The sequence below is a fragment of the Pseudomonas sp. FSL W5-0203 genome (assembly GCF_001896155.1).
Lineage (GTDB): Bacteria > Pseudomonadota > Gammaproteobacteria > Pseudomonadales > Pseudomonadaceae > Aquipseudomonas > Aquipseudomonas paracarnis.
Genome location: NZ_MPOR01000007.1, coordinates 70196 through 89081 on the forward strand (window position 1 = coordinate 70196; position 18886 = coordinate 89081).

Sequence of the window (18886 nt, forward strand, 5' to 3'; positions counted from 1 at the left end):
TGCAGCCGGTATGCTTGGCCCGCAACCTCATGGACGCCCGCTATGACTCTCACAGAATTACGCTACATCGTGACCCTCGCCCAAGAACAGCACTTCGGCCATGCAGCCGAGCGTTGCCACGTCAGCCAGCCGACGCTGTCGGTGGGTGTGAAAAAGCTTGAAGACGAACTCGGTGTGCTGATTTTCGAGCGCAGCAAGAGCGCCGTTCGCCTCACCCCGGTGGGCGAAGGCATCGTTGCCCAGGCGCAGAAGGTCCTGGAACAGGCGCAAAGCATTCGCGAATTGGCCCAGGCCGGCAAGAACCAGCTGACCGCGCCGCTCAAGGTCGGCGCGATCTATACGGTCGGCCCCTACCTGTTCCCGCACCTGATCCCGCAACTGCATCGCGTCGCGCCGCAGATGCCGCTGTATATCGAAGAAAACTTCACCCACGTGCTGCGCGACAAACTGCGCAACGGCGAGCTGGACGCGATCATCATCGCCCTGCCCTTCAACGAAGCGGACGTGCTGACCCTGCCGCTCTACGACGAGCCGTTCTATGTGCTGATGCCAGCCTCTCACCCGTGGACCAAGAAGGACACCATCGACGCCGGCCTGCTCAACGACAAGAGCCTGCTGCTGCTCGGTGAAGGCCACTGCTTCCGCGACCAGGTGCTGGAAGCCTGCCCGACCCTGACCAAGGGCAACGACGGCGCCAAGCACACCACGGTGGAATCCAGCTCCCTGGAAACCATTCGCCATATGGTCGCTTCCGGCCTGGGCATTTCGATCCTGCCGCTGTCTGCGGTAGACAGCCATCACTACGCCCAGGGCGTGATCGAAGTTCGCCCACTCACGCCGCCGGTGCCTTTCCGTACCGTGGCGATTGCCTGGCGCGCCAGCTTCCCGCGCCCCAAAGCGATTGAGATCCTCGCGGACTCGATCCGTCTGTGTTCGGTGGCCAAGCCGCCCGTTGCGAGCTAAGCCACGGTATGACTGAGCTGTCGCAGGTGTCGGTGACGGCACTCAAGGGTGTCGGTGAGGCCATGGCCGAGAAGCTGGCCAAGGTCGGCCTGGAGAACCTTCAGGACGTGCTGTTCCACCTGCCCCTGCGCTACCAGGACCGCACCCGCGTGGTGCCCATCGGCCATTTGCGCCCTGGGCAAGACGCGGTGATCGAAGGCACCGTCAGTGGCGCCGACGTGGTGATGGGCAAGCGCCGCAGCCTGGTGGTGCGCCTGCAGGACGGCACTGGCGGCTTGAGCTTGCGCTTCTACCACTTCAGCAACGCGCAGAAGGAAGGGCTCAAGCGTGGCACCCGCGTGCGCTGCTATGGCGAGGCACGCCCAGGCGCATCGGGCCTGGAAATCTACCACCCGGAATACCGCGCCATTACCGGCGATGAGCCGCCACCGGTGGACACCACGCTCACGCCGATCTACCCGCTGACCGAGGGCCTGACCCAGCAACGCCTGCGCCAGTTGTGCATGCAGACCCTGACCATGCTCGGCCCGCAAAGCCTGCCCGATTGGCTGCCCCTGGAGCTGGCCCGCGACTATCAGCTGGCGCCCCTGGCCGATGCGATCCGGTATTTGCATCACCCGCCCGCCGATGCCGATGTGGACGAACTCGCCCTCGGTCATCACTGGGCCCAGCATCGCCTGGCCTTTGAAGAACTGCTCACGCACCAGCTGTCCCAGCAACGCCTGCGCGAAAGCATGCGTTCCCTGCGCGCCCCGGCGATGCCCAAGGCCACGCGGCTGCCTGCGCAATACCTGGCCAACCTCGGCTTTGCGCCGACCGGCGCGCAACAGCGCGTGGGCAATGAAATCGCCTACGACCTCAGCCAGCAAGAACCGATGCTGCGGTTGATCCAGGGTGACGTAGGCGCCGGCAAGACCGTGGTCGCTGCCCTCGCCGCCCTGCAAGCCCTGGAAGCTGGCTATCAAGTGGCGCTGATGGCACCGACGGAAATCCTCGCCGAACAACACTTCATCACCTTCAAGCGCTGGCTCGAACCGCTGGGCCTGGAGGTGGCGTGGCTGGCTGGCAAGCTCAAAGGCAAGAACCGCGTGGCCGCCCTGGAGCAGATCGCCGCCGGCGCACCGATGGTGGTGGGCACCCATGCGCTGTTCCAGGACGAAGTGCAGTTCAAGAACCTTGCGCTAGTGATCATCGACGAACAGCACCGATTTGGCGTGCAGCAGCGCCTGGCCCTGCGCCAGAAAGGCGTGGGCGGGCGCATGAACCCGCACCAGTTGATCATGACCGCCACGCCGATCCCACGCACCCTGGCCATGAGCGCCTACGCCGACCTTGACACCTCGATCCTCGACGAACTGCCGCCAGGGCGTACGCCGGTCAACACCGTGCTGGTCACCGACACCCGACGTGTCGAAGTGATCGAGCGCGTGCGCGGTGCCTGCGCCGAAGGCCGCCAGGCGTACTGGGTGTGTACCCTGATCGAAGAGTCCGAAGAACTGACCTGCCAGGCCGCCGAAACCACTTATGAAGACCTCACCAGTGCCTTGGGTGAGCTCAAGGTGGGGTTGATCCATGGCCGTATGAAACCGGCGGAAAAAGCCGCAGTGATGGCCGAGTTCAAGGCCGGCAACCTGCAATTGCTGGTGGCTACCACCGTGATTGAAGTGGGCGTGGACGTCCCCAACGCCAGCCTGATGATCATCGAAAACCCCGAACGCCTGGGCCTGGCGCAGCTGCACCAGCTGCGCGGGCGGGTTGGCCGGGGCAGTGCCGCCAGCCACTGCGTGCTGCTCTATCACCCGCCACTGTCGCAGATCGGTCGCCAGCGACTGGGCATCATGCGCGAAACCAACGACGGTTTTGTTATCGCCGAAAAAGACCTCGAACTGCGCGGCCCCGGTGAAATGCTCGGCACGCGCCAGACCGGCCTGCTGCAATTCAAGGTCGCCGACCTGATGCGCGATGCCGACCTGCTGCCCGCCGTGCGCGATGCTGCGCAAGCATTGCTCGAACGTTGGCCCGATCACGTCAGCCCCTTGCTCAACCGCTGGCTGCGGCACGGCCAGCAATACGGCCAAGTGTGACGCCTGACGCACTTATCCGACCAACACCCGTATCAAGCTGGTTATACTCCAATGAATGTAAGAAATTGGATCAGGCCATGTCAGAAGTTGCCCTCGCCACAGCCCCACTGACCGCCCCGCCGGTCATTCGGGCGCTGCTCGCAAAGCTCGCCATCCCCTACACGGAAGTCATCGAACAGCCTGGCCTGAACCCTGCACAAAAGGTCCAGGCGGTGTTGCTTGAAGATGCGGTTGGCGCGCTCATGGTGCTGTTCCCCCAAAGCCAGTTGCTGGACCTCAACCGCCTCGCCGAACTCACCGGTCGCCGCCTCACGGCCGTCGCCCCCGAGCGTGTCGAGCGCATGCTGGGCAAGCATGACCTGAGCCTGCTGCCGGGTTTGCCGCCCCTGACCAGTTCGCCGTGCCTGTACGAAGGCCGCTTGCTCAATGAGCCGAGCCTGCTGGTGCATTCGGGCGAAGCCGGGCTGTTGCTGGAAATCCCCAGCGACGCCTTCAAGAGCCTGCTCACCAAGGCCAGCGCCGCGCAGTTCGGGGAACCCTTGAGCAACATCCGCCCGAATCTCGACCGCCCCAATGATGACCGCGAGGAAATCACCCAGGCGATGCAAGCCTTCACCGCGCGTCGTATTCAGCAGCGCCTGGAAGCGACCATCGAGATTCCACCGCTGGCCGACACCGCGCAGAAGATCATCAAGCTGCGCGTCGATCCCAATGCCACCATCGACGACATCACCGGCGTGGTGGAAACCGACCCGGCCCTCGCCGCCCAGGTCGTAAGCTGGGCCGCGTCGCCCTACTACGCTTCGCCGGGCAAGATCCGCTCAGTCGAAGACGCCATCGTGCGCGTGCTGGGCTTTGATCTTGTGATCAACCTGGCGCTGGGCCTGGCCCTGGGCAAAACCCTGAGCCTGCCCAAGGACCGCCCGCACCTGTCCACGCCGTACTGGCACCAGTCGATCTACACCGCCGCCGTGATTGAAGGCCTGACCCGTGCCATGCCCCGCGCCCAGCGCCCGGAAGCCGGCCTGACCTACCTGGCAGGTTTGCTGCACAACTTCGGCTATCTGCTGCTGGCCCACGTGTTTCCGCCCCACTTCTCGCTGATCTGCCGGCACCTGGAGGTCAACCCGCACCTGTGCCACAGCTACGTCGAGCAACACTTGCTGGGCATCAGCCGCGAACAGATCGGCGCCTGGCTGATGCGCTATTGGGACATGCCGGACGAATTGTGCACCGCCCTGCGCTTCCAGCACGACCCGACGTACGACGGGCAATACGCCGAGTATCCGAACCTGGTGTGCCTGGCGGTGCGCCTGTTGCGCAGCCGGGGGATTGGCTCCGGGCCGGATGAATCCATTCCGGACGCACTGCTTGAGCGCCTGGGCTTGAGCCGCGAGAAGGCCGAGGACGTGGTGGGTAAAGTGCTGGATGCCGAAGTGCTGTTGCGCGAATTGGCTTCGCAGTTCAGCCAGGGGTAAATCTGGCGCCTGTTACACCACTATCGCAGGCAAGCCAGCTCCCACAGTGACCGCGTTCCAACGTTGAAATAGGGTCAACTGTGGGAGCTGGCTTGCCTGCGATGAAGTCAACTCGGTCTACCTGACCACCTACTTCTTTTTCTTCGGCTTCAAATACTTGGTCAGGCCCTGGAACCAGATCACCAGTGCCGGGTTGCCCTTGATCTGGATCGACTTGTCCTGAATCCCCGTCATGAACGCCAGTTGCTTGTTCTTCGCCTGCATCGTGGCGAAGCCGTAGGCGGCATCCTTGAAGGCAATGGCGAAGGCCGGCGCCGGGTGGACACCTGAGCGGCTGGTGATGCGCTGGTCTTTGACGATGAAGTGACGGGCAACCTTGCCGTCGAGGGTCTGCAGCTGGAAGGCCAGGTCTTTGTCACCCAGTTGCTGCTGGAAGGCGGGGTTGGTGCGGCTGGCTTTGCCCATCATCAGGCCCAGCACCCACAGGAGAAGACGAAATTTCATGCACACGGCCTCGGTGTATTTATTGGAGTGGCCGCAGCAGTGTAACGATTTGCAAAAAGAACGCCACCGATCTCGCGCTTTAGGCGCAGATCGGTTGGCGTTTAACGCTTATAGCAACAAGTACTTAAACGTTAGGACATGGCACTGGCGCCCAATCGGCCAGGTTTGGATTGCGGCAGGTTGCTTCGATCTGGGTCTTGCCCGCACTGGCGACCTGCTTGCTTTCAGCTTGCTTGGCCTGCACGGTCTGGATGCTACGTTCGGTGGTTACCGCTTCTTTCGGCACTGTCGGCAGCACCGGCTTCTTGGCTGGCTTGACGGCTTTCTTGCCCTTGGCCGGAGCGACCACTGGCGTGGTATCGGCGGTGGCCACAGTCACCACATCGCTGCGCTGTACGCCGACCTGTTGCAGGTCTTTCTCGTACGCCTGGGTGTAGTTGTTCAGGTCTTCGCTGGCCTTGCCGTTGACCGTCACGATCAGGTCATTGGATTCCTTCAGACCCGCGACGATTTCCGCCAGGCGCTTGCGGCCTTCGGTGTCGTTGACGGTCTTGGCCTTGCGATCAGCCACCAGCTTGGTGAATGCGCTCTGGTAGCACTGCTGCGAGGCCTTGGCATAGGCGGTGCTGCGGTCGATGTCCGAGGCGCTTTTGTTGAAGTCGGTGGAGTAGGACGCGATGCGCTGGTTGTCATCGGAGATCTGTTTCTGGCGCTCGGTGTAGTAACCCGCCGCACCGCCAGCCAGGGCGCCGCCTGCGGCACCGATCGCGGCATTGCGGCCACGGCTGTCCTTGTCGCCGGTCAGCGCGCCCAGCAGGGCACCGCCGGCCGCGCCGATAGCGGCACCGGTGACGACCGACTTGGTCATGTCCGAATCGGTGGCGCGCAGGTGCTGCACCGGCTCGTAGCAGTTGGGGTAGTACTCGACCTTGGTGCTCGACGCCACCTTGGACGCAGGCGACGTAGCGCAACCAGTCAACACGGTACTGAAACCAGCTGCGATCAGCAGCAGGTGACGCTTGGAAACCGCCTTACGGGAAAAAAGCATAGATGTGATCTCTGTTAAGTTTGACTTGCCCAGCACGGCCCACCGCCGCCTGAGTCCCTTCCAAGCTCGCTAGACAGCCAACGATCAAGACCGCTGACCGCTCGCTGCGAGCAATTCCTTCAAGATCGTTGCCGGGTCGGCCCGCTGTTGCTTGCGGTAGTTGCCGACATGGCGAACGAACAGTGTCGCGCGCGTCACCAGGCTCTTGCCGAGCACTGGCTTGCGATCCAACTCTTCCTTGATCCGTTGAAACTGCGCCTGGATCACCGCATCGGTGTAGCGCGTGCCGGTGGCCAGGTTGTCGATGTAAATCGCCACCGCGCCGTCCAACGCGCTGCGTCCATTGGTAATGGCCATGTCAAACAGCTGCGCGCTGGCCTCGTCCTTGCTGTCCACCGCCTGCTGGCGACTCTTCTGCAGGTTGGCCAGGCGGATGTTGTAGTTGCTGATGGTCTCGGCCACCAACGCCGCCGACTGGATCAAATTGCCCGCGGCTTCTTCGCGTTGCTGGGCGATCAGCGACACGTTGCGCTTGAGCTCTTCGTTGACCAGGCCCAGCTCGGCTTGAAGCTTGGGATCGACACTGGCGGCGATGATGCTGTCCAGGCGCTTGGTCGGGTCCTGGGCGTCGTCGATGGCATCGGTCAGCGCGGCCAGGCGGCCTTCCTTCTGCCATTGGGCAAACAATTCCTTGTAGCGCGAGCGCGGCGCCGACAACGCGCCAATCGCCACGCGAAAGCCGGTGGTCTCGTTGCTTTGCTCGGTGCCATCAGCGGCAAACAACGGGTATTCGCGGCGCATGCCGGTGAACAACGTGCCCTCGCCTTCCAGGTAGTTGCCGCCCTTGACCACAAAGCCGCCGTAGGTGCCCTGGCGGCGGCCAGCGTGTACCAGCTGGAAGGATTCCTGGACCATTTCCGCGGCGTTGCCGATCACGTCGAACATGCCGATGGGGTTGGGCAACTTGGTGCCGATGGGCATCAACCGCGCCGCCTGGCCGGTGCCGCCGGCCACTTGGTTGAACACCGCGTAATCGGCCAGCGGACCATCGCTTTCACTGCCCTCGGCGCGCCGTGGATACAGACGGCCTTCCAAGTCCTGGCGGCTCACCGCCTGGCCGCCGCGTGCGGCGTACTCCCACTCCACTTCGGTGGGCAGGCGCACAAAACCCAGGCCGCCGTCTTCGGCCGACGCACCGCGCCCGCTTACCGGCAGCAGTTCGCGGTGGTATTTCATCAGCCAGGCGCTGTACACCGCCGAGAAACGCTCGGCTTCAAAGCGCGACAGTTTCACCTTGGGCAAACGCCCGGCCATGCCGCTGGGCGCCTCACATGCGGGAGCCGGTTCTCCGCTGGCCAGGGATTGCGCCTGGGCCATCACCTGGGCGTACTGGCGAGCAGTCACTTCGTATTTGCCGATAAAGTACAGCATGGGCTTGAGCGGGGTCTTGGCGTCGGTCTTCGGCATCTGCGGCGCGATGACCTTGCTCCAGTCCTTGGGCAAGTCCTTGAGGGTGAACTGGCCGTTGATGAAGTCGCGCCGGTAGCCGGAAATAAACGACTGCTGATAACCCGCCTCGCCTTCGGCAAAGGGGTAGCCCAGGTTGATTTCACGGTCATCCAGGGTGCCCTGGACCAGAATGTAGGCGTAGCGGAATACCATGTTACCTTCGCAGGGCAGCGGCAGGCTCACGTCGTCCGGCAACGGCTTGGGGTTGTCGAGCTTGTCACTTGCCTCATCGGCCCAGGCCAGCGAGGCCAGGCTCAGCGCCACGCAGGCGCCCAGTAATTTATACATCTCTGATTCCTTCAGAAGCCTGGATACGTGCCACCCGCCAACCACCACAGGCGGCCGCCACGGCACTGACACCGAGCACCGCCACCAGGGCCAGGCCATAATGGCGCGCCAACAGGTGGCTGGCGTACTCGCCCGGCACCTGCACAAAAAGCTTGTTCAACGCCGCCTCAGCCAGGCCATACAGCCCAACGCTGAGCACAGCGGCAAAACCCGCGCTGTATAGCGCTTGCAGCAGCACAAACAGCAACAAGGCGGCGGTGGAAAACCCCAGCAGGCGCAACACCGAGAGTTCACGGTGCTTACGCGCCACCGCCGCCAGGGTGCCCGCGAAAATCGCCGCAAACGCCCCGGCCAACGCCAACCCGGCGATGATCCAGAACACAATCGACAGGTTGCGGCTCAACGATTGCACTTGAGCGATGGTGTGCGCCCGGGTTGAAACCAACAGGTTCTGCCCGGCGAAATACACCCGCAACGGTTCCACATCACTGAGGCTGCGCGCGTACAGGCGAAACGCCGGGTAGATACGCTGTTCGCTCACGCTCGCCGCTTCACCGGCCCAACCCAACGCCGGCACCGCACGGCCATCGCGATAATCTTCCGCTGCCTCCAACAACGCCAGATCGGCAAACAGGCCCTCGCGAACGAAGGCCTCCAGCGGCAACACCGCCAGCACCTGCAACCGCGTGCGCTGGGCCTCGACGCGCCCCGCCACTTGCCGCGCAAAGCTGGTTTCCAGCCAGTCACCGGGCCTTGCCGCGAGCTTTTCGGCGGCGGTATGGCTGAGCACGATCTGGTCCAGGCCGTGGGGCATCGGCAAGCCTGCCAACAACGGGTCGCCTGCGGCAGTCGGCAGCATTTCCAGGGTCAGGGTGCCCACCTGCGCCGTGGCGGCAATTTGCCGTGTGCGCGGCACAGCAAACGCCACCTCGCTGCGCTCACCCAGTTGCGCGATAAACGCCGCGCTGAATCGACCACCGCCCAATGGGATGATTTCACGGCTGGCGGGGTCGGTCTCCAAGCGTTCGGTCAAACTGCTAACCAGTCCAAATTTCAGCCCGAATAACACCAGCAATGGCGCGATAACCGCCACCAATGCCAACACCGCACAGGCCGACAACCACCCATCGTTGCGGTAGTCCTGCCACGCAAGCGAAGCAACCAGGCCGATGCGCATCAGCACGCCTCCCCGAGGGTTGCGGTGATACCGCCGTCTGGATCGCGCTGGCAACTGATACGCCGCACCTGCAAGCCACTGGCGCGGGCCAGCGGTTCATCATGGGTGGCGATCACACAGGCCGTACGGTGTTCGCGGGCCTGGGCCAGCAGCGCCTGCATCACGCGTTCGGCGTTGAGCGGGTCCAGGGACGCCGTCGGCTCATCAGCCAGCACCAGTTGCGGCCCATGGGCCAGGGCCCGTGCACAGCTGACCCGCTGGCGTTGGCCCACCGACAACGCCGCCGGGCGCTTGGCCAACTGATCGCTGATCTGCAACTGCTCAGCCAGGCGCGCCACGCGGCCGTCATCCTGCAAGCCCAGCAGTTGGCGCGACAGCGCGATATTGCCGCGCACGTCCAGAAACCCCAGCAACCCCCCGGTCTGCGGCACATAGCCCAAGTGCTGGCTGCGTAACGCGGCCAGCGCCGATTGCCGGTCGGCACGCCACAGCGCGCCGACGTCGTGTTGGTTGAATGCAAACTGCCCCACCTGATCCGGCGCCAACACCAGCGCCAGCAGGTCGAGCAAGGTGCTCTTGCCGCAACCACTGGGGCCGACAATTGCCAGTTGTTCACCCGCGCCCAGCTGCAACGCAGGGATCACCAGGCTGTAGCGCTGGCTACCGACGCCCCGGCTCTTGTGCACCGCGCTCAGGTTCAACATTACGGCAGCGTCGACAGCGGCACGCGATACAACGCATCGCCCGGTTCGGCATCGCCGAAACGGACCCAGTTGGCCACGTCGTTATGGAAGGTTTCATACAGACGGATTTTCGAATCCAGCTCGTCGATAAAGTCTTCCTGCTCGGCCACGCTCAATGACAACCACAGGTCCTGGGTCATGTTCAGCGACTTGCTGCGGTACGGCAGGCCCTCCAGGTATTCACCGAGCAGGCCACCGTCAGCCAGGTTGCCGCCCTTGCGCAGGGCCTGCGGGTCGCGGCTCATATAGGCCGAGGCGCTGGCGATTTCCTGGAAGAAATCCTTGGGCGAGCTTTGGGTCTTGCGCGCCGCATCCACGATCAACTTCAACGATTGTTGCAGGTCGTTGAGTTGCAGCTTGGTCAACATCACGCACACCTGGAACGCTGGCAGCGCCGGGTTGGTCAGGTCGCGGTCCGCCGTCCAGGCGCTGACCAATTGCGGTGCCTGGCTCGCGGTCTTGCGCCCGAGAAAGTCCATGTGCATGGCATAGCCGACGGCGGCGGACTTGTCCGCCAGGCTCGGCGCGGCACTGAGCAACGGCACGGGCTGCGGCGTGTTGCTGCGCACCTGATGCACCAGGTTGGCGAACACCGTGCCGATCTCATCGACGCGCTCACCCAGCTTGCGCACATCGCCCCCTGGCACCGGCGTGTACAGGTCGCCGATCTGCGGGTTGGCGTCGGCGGTGAGGACGCGATACTGGCTCTCGGCGCCGGCATGGGTTTTCTTGCCGGCATCGGTGCGCAGGTGCAGCGCGTAGATCTTGATCTGCTTGCCCAGCGCCGCCTGGCGCACTTCCGCTTCGTTCATCTGGGTGGCGGCGAACGGGTCGTTCTTGCGCAGCGCGCCGGCATCGGAGACCAGCAGGATGATGCGCCCGCCGTAGCCGGACCAATCCATGCTGTCCACTGCCTGCATCACCCCGGCAAACGCATCTTCGTTGAACGAGTGGCTGGACACCGTCGACGCTTTGACCTGGCGCGCCATATCCAGAAAGCGCTGCGGGTCGCGGCCTTGGTCGAGGCTGATCAGGGTCTTGGCGACATACTCAAGGCCCGGGGTTTTCTGGATGCTGCTGCGAAAGCCGACCATGCCGAAGCTGACGCTGTCCAACTCGCCACGCTCAGCAATGCGGGTTTGCAGCTCGTGCACCACGTCGCGAATCTGGTCGATGTAGGGCTGCATCGACACGGTGGTGTCCACCACCAGCACCACCGCCGTGCGGAACGCGTCGGCATTGGCGCTGAGCGTCGGGCTGGCGGGTCTGGCAGCGGCGCGGCTGCCTGGGTCGATGGAGGCCACGTTGAGCAACTGCACCGGCTGGCCGTTGTCGTCGAAGCTCTCCTTGGAATCGAAGATCGGCAACAGGTAGAACTGGTTCTGCGGCACCGCGCTGGCGGTGGGTTCCAGGGCCAGGACTTGCTGGTTGTCTTCACGGTTGTTCTGCGCCTTGGCCAAGGCGCTTTTCGCTGCGGCAGGGTCGGCCAGCAGTTTTTCCACCTCACCGGGCTGGCGCAGGAACATCACGGGAGCCCGGCCGGAGCGCTCGGTGAACTTGAGCACCAGGCTTTGTTTCCAGTCGCTGACCTGGGAGGCTGGCAGCCAACCGTCGCTGCGACCATCAGTGGCCGCGCCGACGCGTACCCACTGGCTGCCATCGACCTCTTTGCGCTGGTACACGTAGAGCACGGAAAACGCCGGCAGCGCTTTACCCGGCGTACTCCCGGCGTCCGCTGAAAGCTGGGCGCCGGGTTTGCTGAGTACACGCTGGAACAAGGTTTTCTTGCCTGCCATCAGCAACGGGCGCTGACCGCCATCCACTTCAGCGACAGCCACGGGCGGCGTCACCTTGGGCACCACGGCGGCTGGCGGCTTGGCCGGTTCATCGCCGCCGCTCAACCACCAGTAGCTGGCGCCACCAATGGCCAACGCGACGGCGACTGCCACGGCGGCCAAAGCCAATACCGGCCCACGGCGCTGCTCGGACGGGGCATTGTGCTGCGTCGGCGTCACCACCGGTTGACGCACTATTGGCTGCGGCTGCGGTTTATACGTCGGAATGTCGATGGTGACAGGGGTCATACCCGCCAGATCAAAGCTCAATGGAATCGGCAGCGGCCGCACCAGCGTGGCATCCGATTCATCAGCCGGCAGTTGATCCAGCGCCAACAACAACGCTGCCGCATCCGGATAACGTTCCGCCGGGTCCTTGGCCAACAACTTGCGCAGCACGCCCTGATAGCGCCCATGGTGCACAGGCAATTCCGGCAAGGGTTCGGTCAGGTGCGCCAGCGCCGTGGAAAGCGCATCGGTGCCGTTATAAGGCAGCTTGCCGACGAGGATTTCATACAGCACCACGCCCAGCGCGTAGAGGTCGGCGCGGCCATCGATCTCCTGGCCCCGCGCCTGCTCCGGGCTCATGTAGCTCGGCGTGCCCACGGCAAACCCGGCCTGGGTGAACTGGGTGCGATCGTCCAGCGACTTGGCAATCCCGAAGTCCGACAACACTGCCGTGCCATCGGCGCGAAACAGAATGTTCGCCGGCTTGACGTCGCGGTGCACCAGCCCTTGGGCATGGGCATAGCCCAGGGCCGAGGCAATCTGGCGGATCAGCGTCACGCCCTGCTCCGGGGTCAGCCCAGCAGCGATGCGCTCCTTGAGCGTGCCGTTGGGCAGGTATTCCATGGCCATGTAATACAGCTCACCGACGTTGCCGATGTCATGGATGGTCACCGTGTGCGGGTGCGACAAGCGCGCCAGGGTCTTGCCCTCGCGCAGGAAGCGTTCGCAGAAACTCGGGTCGGCCGCCAGCGCCGCCGCCATCACCTTCAACGCCACCTTGCGCTCCAACGAGCGCTGGGTCGCCAGGTACACGCTGGCCATGGCGCCTTCGCCAATCTCGCCTTCGATGTCATAACCTGGGATGACGATGTTCATGACGAGACCTTCACGACGAGGGTGGTGATGTTGTCCGGTGCGCCGCGATTTAGGCCCAAGTGCACCAGGCTGCGCACGATTTCATCCGGTGCGTCATGGCTGAGCACCTCGCGGATTTCGTGGTCTTCGACGGTTTTGTTGAGGCCATCGCTGCACAGCAAATAGCTGTCGCCGGGAGCGATCAACAGGTCCACCGAGGCGACGTCCAACTGGGCCTCAACGCCAATGGCGCGGGTGACGATATTGGAGCGCGGGTGGGTGCGGGCGTCGGCTTCGCTGAGCAGGCCGCTGTCTTGCAGGTCTTGCACGTAGCTGTGGTCGCGGGAAATGCTTTCCAGCACGCCGTCGCGCAAGCGGTACAGGCGGCTGTCGCCGGCCCACAGGCACACCCCGCGCAAGCCGCGCGCGGCAAACACCACCACGGTGCTGCCCATCATGGTCACGCCACGGTTGGCGGTTTCTTCGCGCACGGCCGCGTTGATGCGCAGCAGGTCATTGCGCAGCGCCGCCGAGTATTCATCCAGAGAGCGGCCCAGCGGCACATGGCGCAGGCTGTCGACGATCAAGCTGCTGACATAGTCGCCCGCCGCGTGCCCGCCCATGCCATCGGCCACCACCCACAGGCGGTTTTCCGGCAGATCCAAAAAGGCATCTTCGTTGACTTGGCGAACCATGCCCACATGGCTTTTGCTCGCGGATTCGTACGTCACGCCCATCTACACCACACCTTCTTGTCCGAGCAAAAACTGCGCAAAATCGCTGGCGGCAGGCAGGCCCTGGCACCGTAATAAACCGGGGGAGATACGCTGCGAGCCTCGCCCCCACCACAGGCTTGCGCCCTCGCATGCCTGTTCGGCCAGTGCGGTCATACGCTGGTGCGGCACGGTGGCTGCCACCCTTTGCAGGCCGGCGAAACGGCTGTCCACCGCCCGCGGCTCGCTGGCCGGCACACCCAACTCGTCGAGCCCGGCGTTGAAGCTTTCGAAGGTCGCGCCGCTGTCGAGGGTGCTGAGCAACAAGGTTTCAGCCTGCTCGAACCAGGCGTCCGAACCGCCCACCAGCGACGCCGGGTTGGTGTCGTGATCCAGCAAGGTCACCACCGCCAGCGGAAAGTAACGCCCGACCCGGTCAATGCTCGGCATCACCACGCCCGCCGCCGCGTCCGGCCCGCACACGCCCGGCGCCAGCACAAAGCGCCACAACGGGCTGACCAGGTACGCATTCAGCCAGTCAGCGCCGAGGCTGTTCTGGCTGGCGAGCAAACCCGCCGCCAGCCAGCTGTCCCACGGGCCGATAAAGCTCTGCGGCAAGGCGCGGCTGACGAAGTCCCCGCGGCTGGCCAACTTGCCGTAGAAACCCAGGGCCGTCATAGCCGCTCCGGCAGGCTGAAGCCACTGAGCACGCGGCTCTTGAACGGGTTGAAGGCACTGTTGGCGCGCAACTCGTAGGCGATGCTCGCGCCATCGACTCGCAGGCGCAGGTTGAAACGATCCGGCGAGTTGCCTGCGGTGAGGTCTGATTGCTCCAGCAGACGGAACCAGGCCCACGGGCCGTCCAGAGTGATGCCGGAGCGACCACTGGCCGACGGGGGCATGATGGAAATACGCACCACGCCAATGCTGCCCGGGTTCGGCCATTGCATCGCCACCGGCCGGCTCGGGCCGTGGTCGTAGCTCAATTGCTGGCCGTCCAGGTCAAGCAGGAACTGGGTGATGGTAGGGTCCATCGACACCGGCTTGAGTTCGAAACGCACGATGGGTTGGGTGCCACCGGAGCGGAAGAACGCGTCCCGAATCGTCGCCGCCCGCTGGAAGGTTTGCAGCACGCCAGGAGCAATTCCCAGCTTCTGCGCCGCCCCCGGTTGCCAGCGCCAGGTCTGTGCCGACGTGTCCACATAGGGCTGCAGGTATTTGCGGAAGTAGTTGTCCATCACCCCGCCCACGCCGAAGAACTGGCCGAAGTCATCCAGGGTGGTGTCCCGCGCACTGCCCGGCGACATAGGGTAACGCCCGGCCAACGACTGGCGATACACGTTGACCACCTCACTGACCCAGGCCGCGTTCAGCTGGTTACGCACCCCGCCCATCATGCTGTTGGTGGTGGAATTGACCACCGACTTGACCATGCCCTGCACCAGCGGCGGCTGACGCTCGGCGTTCAGGCTGACCCGCGTGGCCGCAGCCGCCGCCTGGTTCTTGGCCTCACCGAGCAAGGCATCGCCGCTGGCACCGACCATGGCACTGACCTGCACATACAGTGCATTCATGTCCGACAGCAGGCCGTCGATGGCCGCCGGTTCACCTTCGTTTTTGCTGACGATGCTGTTGAGTTCGGCAAAGTGCGCGGTCACGGGATCATCCGCCGGTGCCGGTGCATTCGCCGTCGGTTGCGCCTCGCCCAGCAAACTGCCGAGGCGCTCCTTGAGCTTGTCCACGCCGCCTTCCACCGGCACGCCTTTGGCGGCCAGTTGGCGTTCTTCGGCTTGCAGGTCGGTTTCCCTGGCAACCGCCACCAGCAGCTTTTTCAGCGGCGAGGTGGGACCGGAAATCACCCGCAGCACATCGGCGGCCTGTGCCACGCTGGTGATCGGCACAAAGTCGATGTCGGCGAGCAACGCGTCCCACTGGCGCTGGTAATCCTGGAAGTACAAACGGCGCACGTCGGCGGCCAGGCTCACCACGTTCTGCTGGTCGGCCTGTTCATGGCCCAGCACCCATTGCTCTTCGGCCAGGGTGCCGGTCTGGTTCAAGCTGCTGAGCAAGAACGCCTGGCGATAGCCTTTGGCGGTAAAGAAACCACTCAACGGCTCACCCAACGGCTTGCCGCTCTTGCGGCTGAACACTAGCGCGGCATCGCGACCGGCGGCTTCGTTGAGGCGAAAGTCCGGGATACCTTCGGGCAGTTTCTGGCGCTTGACGCGGTCGTACACGCGCTGGGCTACCGGCAACTGCTGCAACTGCCGACGCAAATCGTCGATCAGCCGTGGGTCCAGGCGTGCGCTCGGCGGGTGGCGTTCGAACAGCGCCTGCAAGTGCCCGGCCAGGGCCTGACGCTGGTCGGCCGGCAGGTCGCGGGGCAGGTTGCGGTCCCAGTCCAGGGCGATCCAGGCCTTGATGAAGTCCGGGTCGTAATGCTCGGTGTCGGCGAGCATCAGGTAAGCCTTGAGGCCCTCGTAGAGAAAGTCCGAGTTACCGCCGCCGTGCAGTTGCTCTTCGATACGCGTCACCAGGCGTGGCGCGAACACGGCGATCAACAGTTTGCGGTACACGCTGGCGGACTCGGCTTCGAGCATATCGCCCTGGTACAGCCCCAGCCCTTCGGACCAGCTCGGCGAATCCCCCGCCAGGTTCTTCACCGCATTGAGCAACGGCAGCACGGCGAGCACTTCCCGCTGTGCCGGGCTCAGGTTCTGTACGGTCTGGCCCAGGGGCGCGACCTTCTGATCGACCTGGGCGATATATGCCTGGTTGGCGCGATAGCTCACCCACCACAGGCCGCTGACCACCACCACCAGCGCGACGGTGGCCGCCAGTACGCCACGGGCGATCCACTTGCGGCGCCGCTCGACTTTCGGGTTCACCCCCACCAGGCCGCGCTCGGCAAAGGCCACGGCGGTGAACAGTTTTTCGATGAAGTAACTGCGCCCGGTGCCGCTCTGGCGCGCCAGGTGCTGGCGGTCCAGGTTCATGCTCTGGGCCATGGCACCGATCAGGCGGTCAATCGGGCTGCCTTCCTGGGTGCCGCTGGTGAAGTACACGCCACGCAGCAACACGCGCTCTTCAAAGGCGTTGGGTTTGAACACGCCTTCGAGGAAGCTTTGCAGGCAATCTTTCAACGCGCCGAACTGCTGCGGGAAGCCGTAGATCAGGTCGCGTCGTGCCGGGTCGCGTTCCTGTTGCAAGCGCTCGACCAGGCGTTCGTTGAGGCGCTGCTCCAGGCCGGCGAATTCGCTTTGCAGGTGCGCCAGCGGGCTGTCGCTGTTTTTGCCGTCGCCCAGGGCAAAGGTCATGCCCCACACCTGAGCGCGCTCTTCCTTGCTCAGGTTGTCGAAGAACTCCATGAAGCCCGGCACCAGGTCTAGCTTGGTGAGCATCAGGTAGATGGGGAAACGCACGCCCAGTTGCGTATACAGCTCCTGGATGCGCAGGCGAATCGCGGCAGCATGGGCTGCGCGCTCGGCGTCGGTGCCCAGCAGCAGATCCGAGAGGCTGATGGCGATAAAGGCACCGTCGATAGGCCGGCGCGCACGCTGCTTTTTCAGCAAGTCGAGAAAGCCCAGCCAGGCGGCTTTGTCCACCGTGGAGTTGCTGTCCTGGGTGGTATAGCGGCCAGCGGTGTCGAGCAATACGGCCTGGTCGGTAAACCACCAGTCGCAGTTGCGCGTCCCCCCCACGCCCCGCACCGCACCGGCGCCCAATTGCGCCGCCAGTGGGAAATGCAGCCCGGAATTGACCAGCGCGGTCGTCTTGCCCGAGCCCGGCGGGCCGATGATCACGTACCACGGCAACTCGTAGAGGTTGCGGCGCTCATCGCCGCCCAGCTTGGCCTTTTTCAGCAGTGCCAGGGCTTCGTCCATGCGCTGGCGCAGCGTGGACAGCTCTTCGGCGGTCGCAACGCTGTTGGGGTCGACCGGGGTTTCTGCGGCCAGGCTGCGCATCACTTCGGCGGCCTGGCGACGGGCCTGGATAATGCGGAACACGCGGTAGGCCACCCACAGCGCAAACACCAGCACGATCAGCGCCCAACGGCGCCCTTCGGGCACCAGCACGTCCAGCAGCGGGCCAACAAACCAGATGATCAGGCTCAGGGCAATCAGGCCCAGCACGGGGATCACCCAGCGAATCATGAAACTGAAAAACGCCTTCACTCGACGCCCTCCGCCAATACGGTGATTTCAACCCGACGATTGCGGGCACGGCCTTCGGCAGTACTGTTGGTGGCCAACGGCTCGGTGTCGCTGCGGCCTTCGGCGCTGAAGCGTTCGGCCTGGCCGGTCTTGGCCGCGAGAATCGCCAGCACCGACTTGGCCCGGGCTTCGGACAACGCCCAGTTGGACGGGAAACGCAACGTGGCAATCGGGCGGTTGTCGCTGTGCCCGGTGACACGCACCTGGCCCTTGACCTTGCGAATGGCGTCAGCGATGCGCAGCATCAGCGGCTGGTAGTCATCGACGATGCTGGAGCTGGCCGAGGCGAACAGCTCATCGCCACGAATGGTCACGACAGAGCGGTCGACCTTGTCTTCCACCGCCACGCGGCCGGCCTTGATGTCGTCGGCCAGGAACCCGGCCAGGCGCGGGCGCTCAATCACTTTGGGCTGCGCCACCGGACGGTCGATGGCCTGCACCGGGATCTCGCCCAGGGCATGAATATTCTTGAACACCGGCTCGGCGTCCGAGGCCAGCTTCAGGCGCAGGCCGAACAGCAACGCCAACAGCAGCGCCAAGCCAATCGCCACGGCAATCCATGGCGGCATGAATTGCGCCAGGCGATCACGGGCCACGGTTACACCGCGCCAGTGCGGCGACAGCTCACGCTCGTGCTCGCCACGGGCGCTGCGTATCGCTGCGGCGGTGCGTTCACGCAAGGCTTCCAACTGGCTGCGCCCGTCGGTCATCACGCGGTAACGCCCTTCAAAACCCAGGCACATGCACAGGTACAACAGCTCCAGCAGGTACAGGCGTTCCCGTGGGCTTTGCAGACAGTGGTCAAGCAACTGGAAAACCTTTTCACCACCCCAGGCTTCGTTGTGCACGGTGATCAGCAGGCTCTGCTTACCCCAGTCACTGGTGCTGCCCCACGGCGTGCTCAGCACCGCCTCATCCAAGGCAGTGCACAGCGCGTAACGGGCCAACAGCACTTCATTGCGTGCCACACCGGCGGCTTCGGCGCGCTCTTCGAACTGGCGCAGGTACGCCAGCAACTGCGCACGCAGGCTGGCCGGCGCGGGATGGGCGATGGTGTTGCGCAACCGCGTCAACAACGCCAGCAACGGGCCGGCGGCACTTTCCAGCGGGTTGAGGCCCTGGCTCTTGCCGGTGAGGATCGGCGCAGCCGGCATCGACAGCGGCGCAGGTTCGGCACGCGCGGGTGCAGGTTCTCGGCCACCCGGGCGCGGCATGAACTGGGTGCGGTCATCATCATTGGGATGCAT

Annotated in this window: 13 protein-coding genes; 3 read left to right on the plus strand and 10 right to left on the minus strand. The window is 64.3% G+C overall.

Annotation, left to right across the window (positions count from 1 at the left end; genetic code table 11):
- Nucleotides 1–42 precede the first annotated feature (42 nt).
- From BOP96_RS09030 to BOP96_RS09040, 3 genes are all read left to right on the plus strand, one after another.
- On the plus strand, nt 43–963 hold the full coding sequence (locus BOP96_RS09030) for a hydrogen peroxide-inducible genes activator (protein WP_003195523.1): 921 nt from the start codon (nt 43–45) through the stop codon (nt 961–963).
- Nucleotides 964–971: 8 nt separating this feature from the next.
- Nucleotides 972–3047, plus strand: coding sequence for an ATP-dependent DNA helicase RecG (gene recG / locus BOP96_RS09035; protein WP_003195525.1), 2076 nt, complete (start codon nt 972–974; stop codon nt 3045–3047).
- A gap of 77 nt (nt 3048–3124) precedes the next feature.
- Nucleotides 3125–4525 carry an aminoacyl-tRNA deacylase and HDOD domain-containing protein gene (locus BOP96_RS09040; protein WP_014720489.1) on the plus strand — a complete coding sequence of 467 codons (1401 nt, stop codon included), beginning with the start codon at nt 3125–3127 and terminating at the stop codon, nt 4523–4525.
- A gap of 129 nt (nt 4526–4654) precedes the next feature.
- Here the strand turns inward: BOP96_RS09040 and BOP96_RS09045 are convergent, their stop codons facing one another.
- The 10 genes from BOP96_RS09045 to BOP96_RS09090 form a co-directional block, all read right to left on the minus strand.
- Complete coding sequence (locus BOP96_RS09045) at nt 4655–5029, minus strand: hypothetical protein (protein WP_003195530.1); 375 nt, start codon at nt 5027–5029, stop codon at nt 4655–4657.
- A 124-nt stretch (nt 5030–5153) separates the two neighbouring features.
- Entirely contained in the window at nt 5154–6077 is a 924-nt protein-coding gene (gene tagQ / locus BOP96_RS09050; protein ID WP_073452491.1) for a type VI secretion system-associated lipoprotein TagQ, read from the minus strand.
- Nucleotides 6078–6161: 84 nt separating this feature from the next.
- Nucleotides 6162–7874 carry a formylglycine-generating enzyme family protein gene (locus tag BOP96_RS09055; protein ID WP_073452493.1) on the minus strand — a complete coding sequence of 571 codons (1713 nt, stop codon included), beginning with the start codon at nt 7872–7874 and terminating at the stop codon, nt 6162–6164.
- Entirely contained in the window at nt 7867–9051 is a 1185-nt protein-coding gene (locus BOP96_RS09060) for an FtsX-like permease family protein (protein WP_073452496.1), read from the minus strand. Before BOP96_RS09060 ends, BOP96_RS09055 begins: the two co-directional genes overlap by 8 nt.
- Complete coding sequence (locus BOP96_RS09065) at nt 9051–9755, minus strand: ABC transporter ATP-binding protein (protein ID WP_014720492.1); 705 nt, start codon at nt 9753–9755, stop codon at nt 9051–9053. Before BOP96_RS09065 ends, BOP96_RS09060 begins: the two co-directional genes overlap by 1 nt.
- Nucleotides 9755–12733, minus strand: a complete 2979-nt coding sequence (locus BOP96_RS09070) for a serine/threonine-protein kinase (protein WP_073452498.1) — start codon at nt 12731–12733, stop codon at nt 9755–9757. The genes BOP96_RS09065 and BOP96_RS09070 overlap by 1 nt, the downstream gene beginning before the upstream one ends.
- Nucleotides 12730–13449, minus strand: coding sequence for a PP2C family protein-serine/threonine phosphatase (locus BOP96_RS09075; RefSeq protein ID WP_003195541.1), 720 nt, complete (start codon nt 13447–13449; stop codon nt 12730–12732). Before BOP96_RS09075 ends, BOP96_RS09070 begins: the two co-directional genes overlap by 4 nt.
- Entirely contained in the window at nt 13450–14103 is a 654-nt protein-coding gene (tagF, locus tag BOP96_RS09080; RefSeq protein ID WP_014720494.1) for a type VI secretion system-associated protein TagF, read from the minus strand.
- Complete coding sequence (gene tssM / locus BOP96_RS09085) at nt 14100–17600, minus strand: type VI secretion system membrane subunit TssM (protein ID WP_073452500.1); 3501 nt, start codon at nt 17598–17600, stop codon at nt 14100–14102. Before tssM ends, tagF begins: the two co-directional genes overlap by 4 nt.
- Entirely contained in the window at nt 17597–18886 is a 1290-nt protein-coding gene (locus tag BOP96_RS09090; protein ID WP_014720496.1) for a DotU family type VI secretion system protein, read from the minus strand. The genes tssM and BOP96_RS09090 overlap by 4 nt, the downstream gene beginning before the upstream one ends.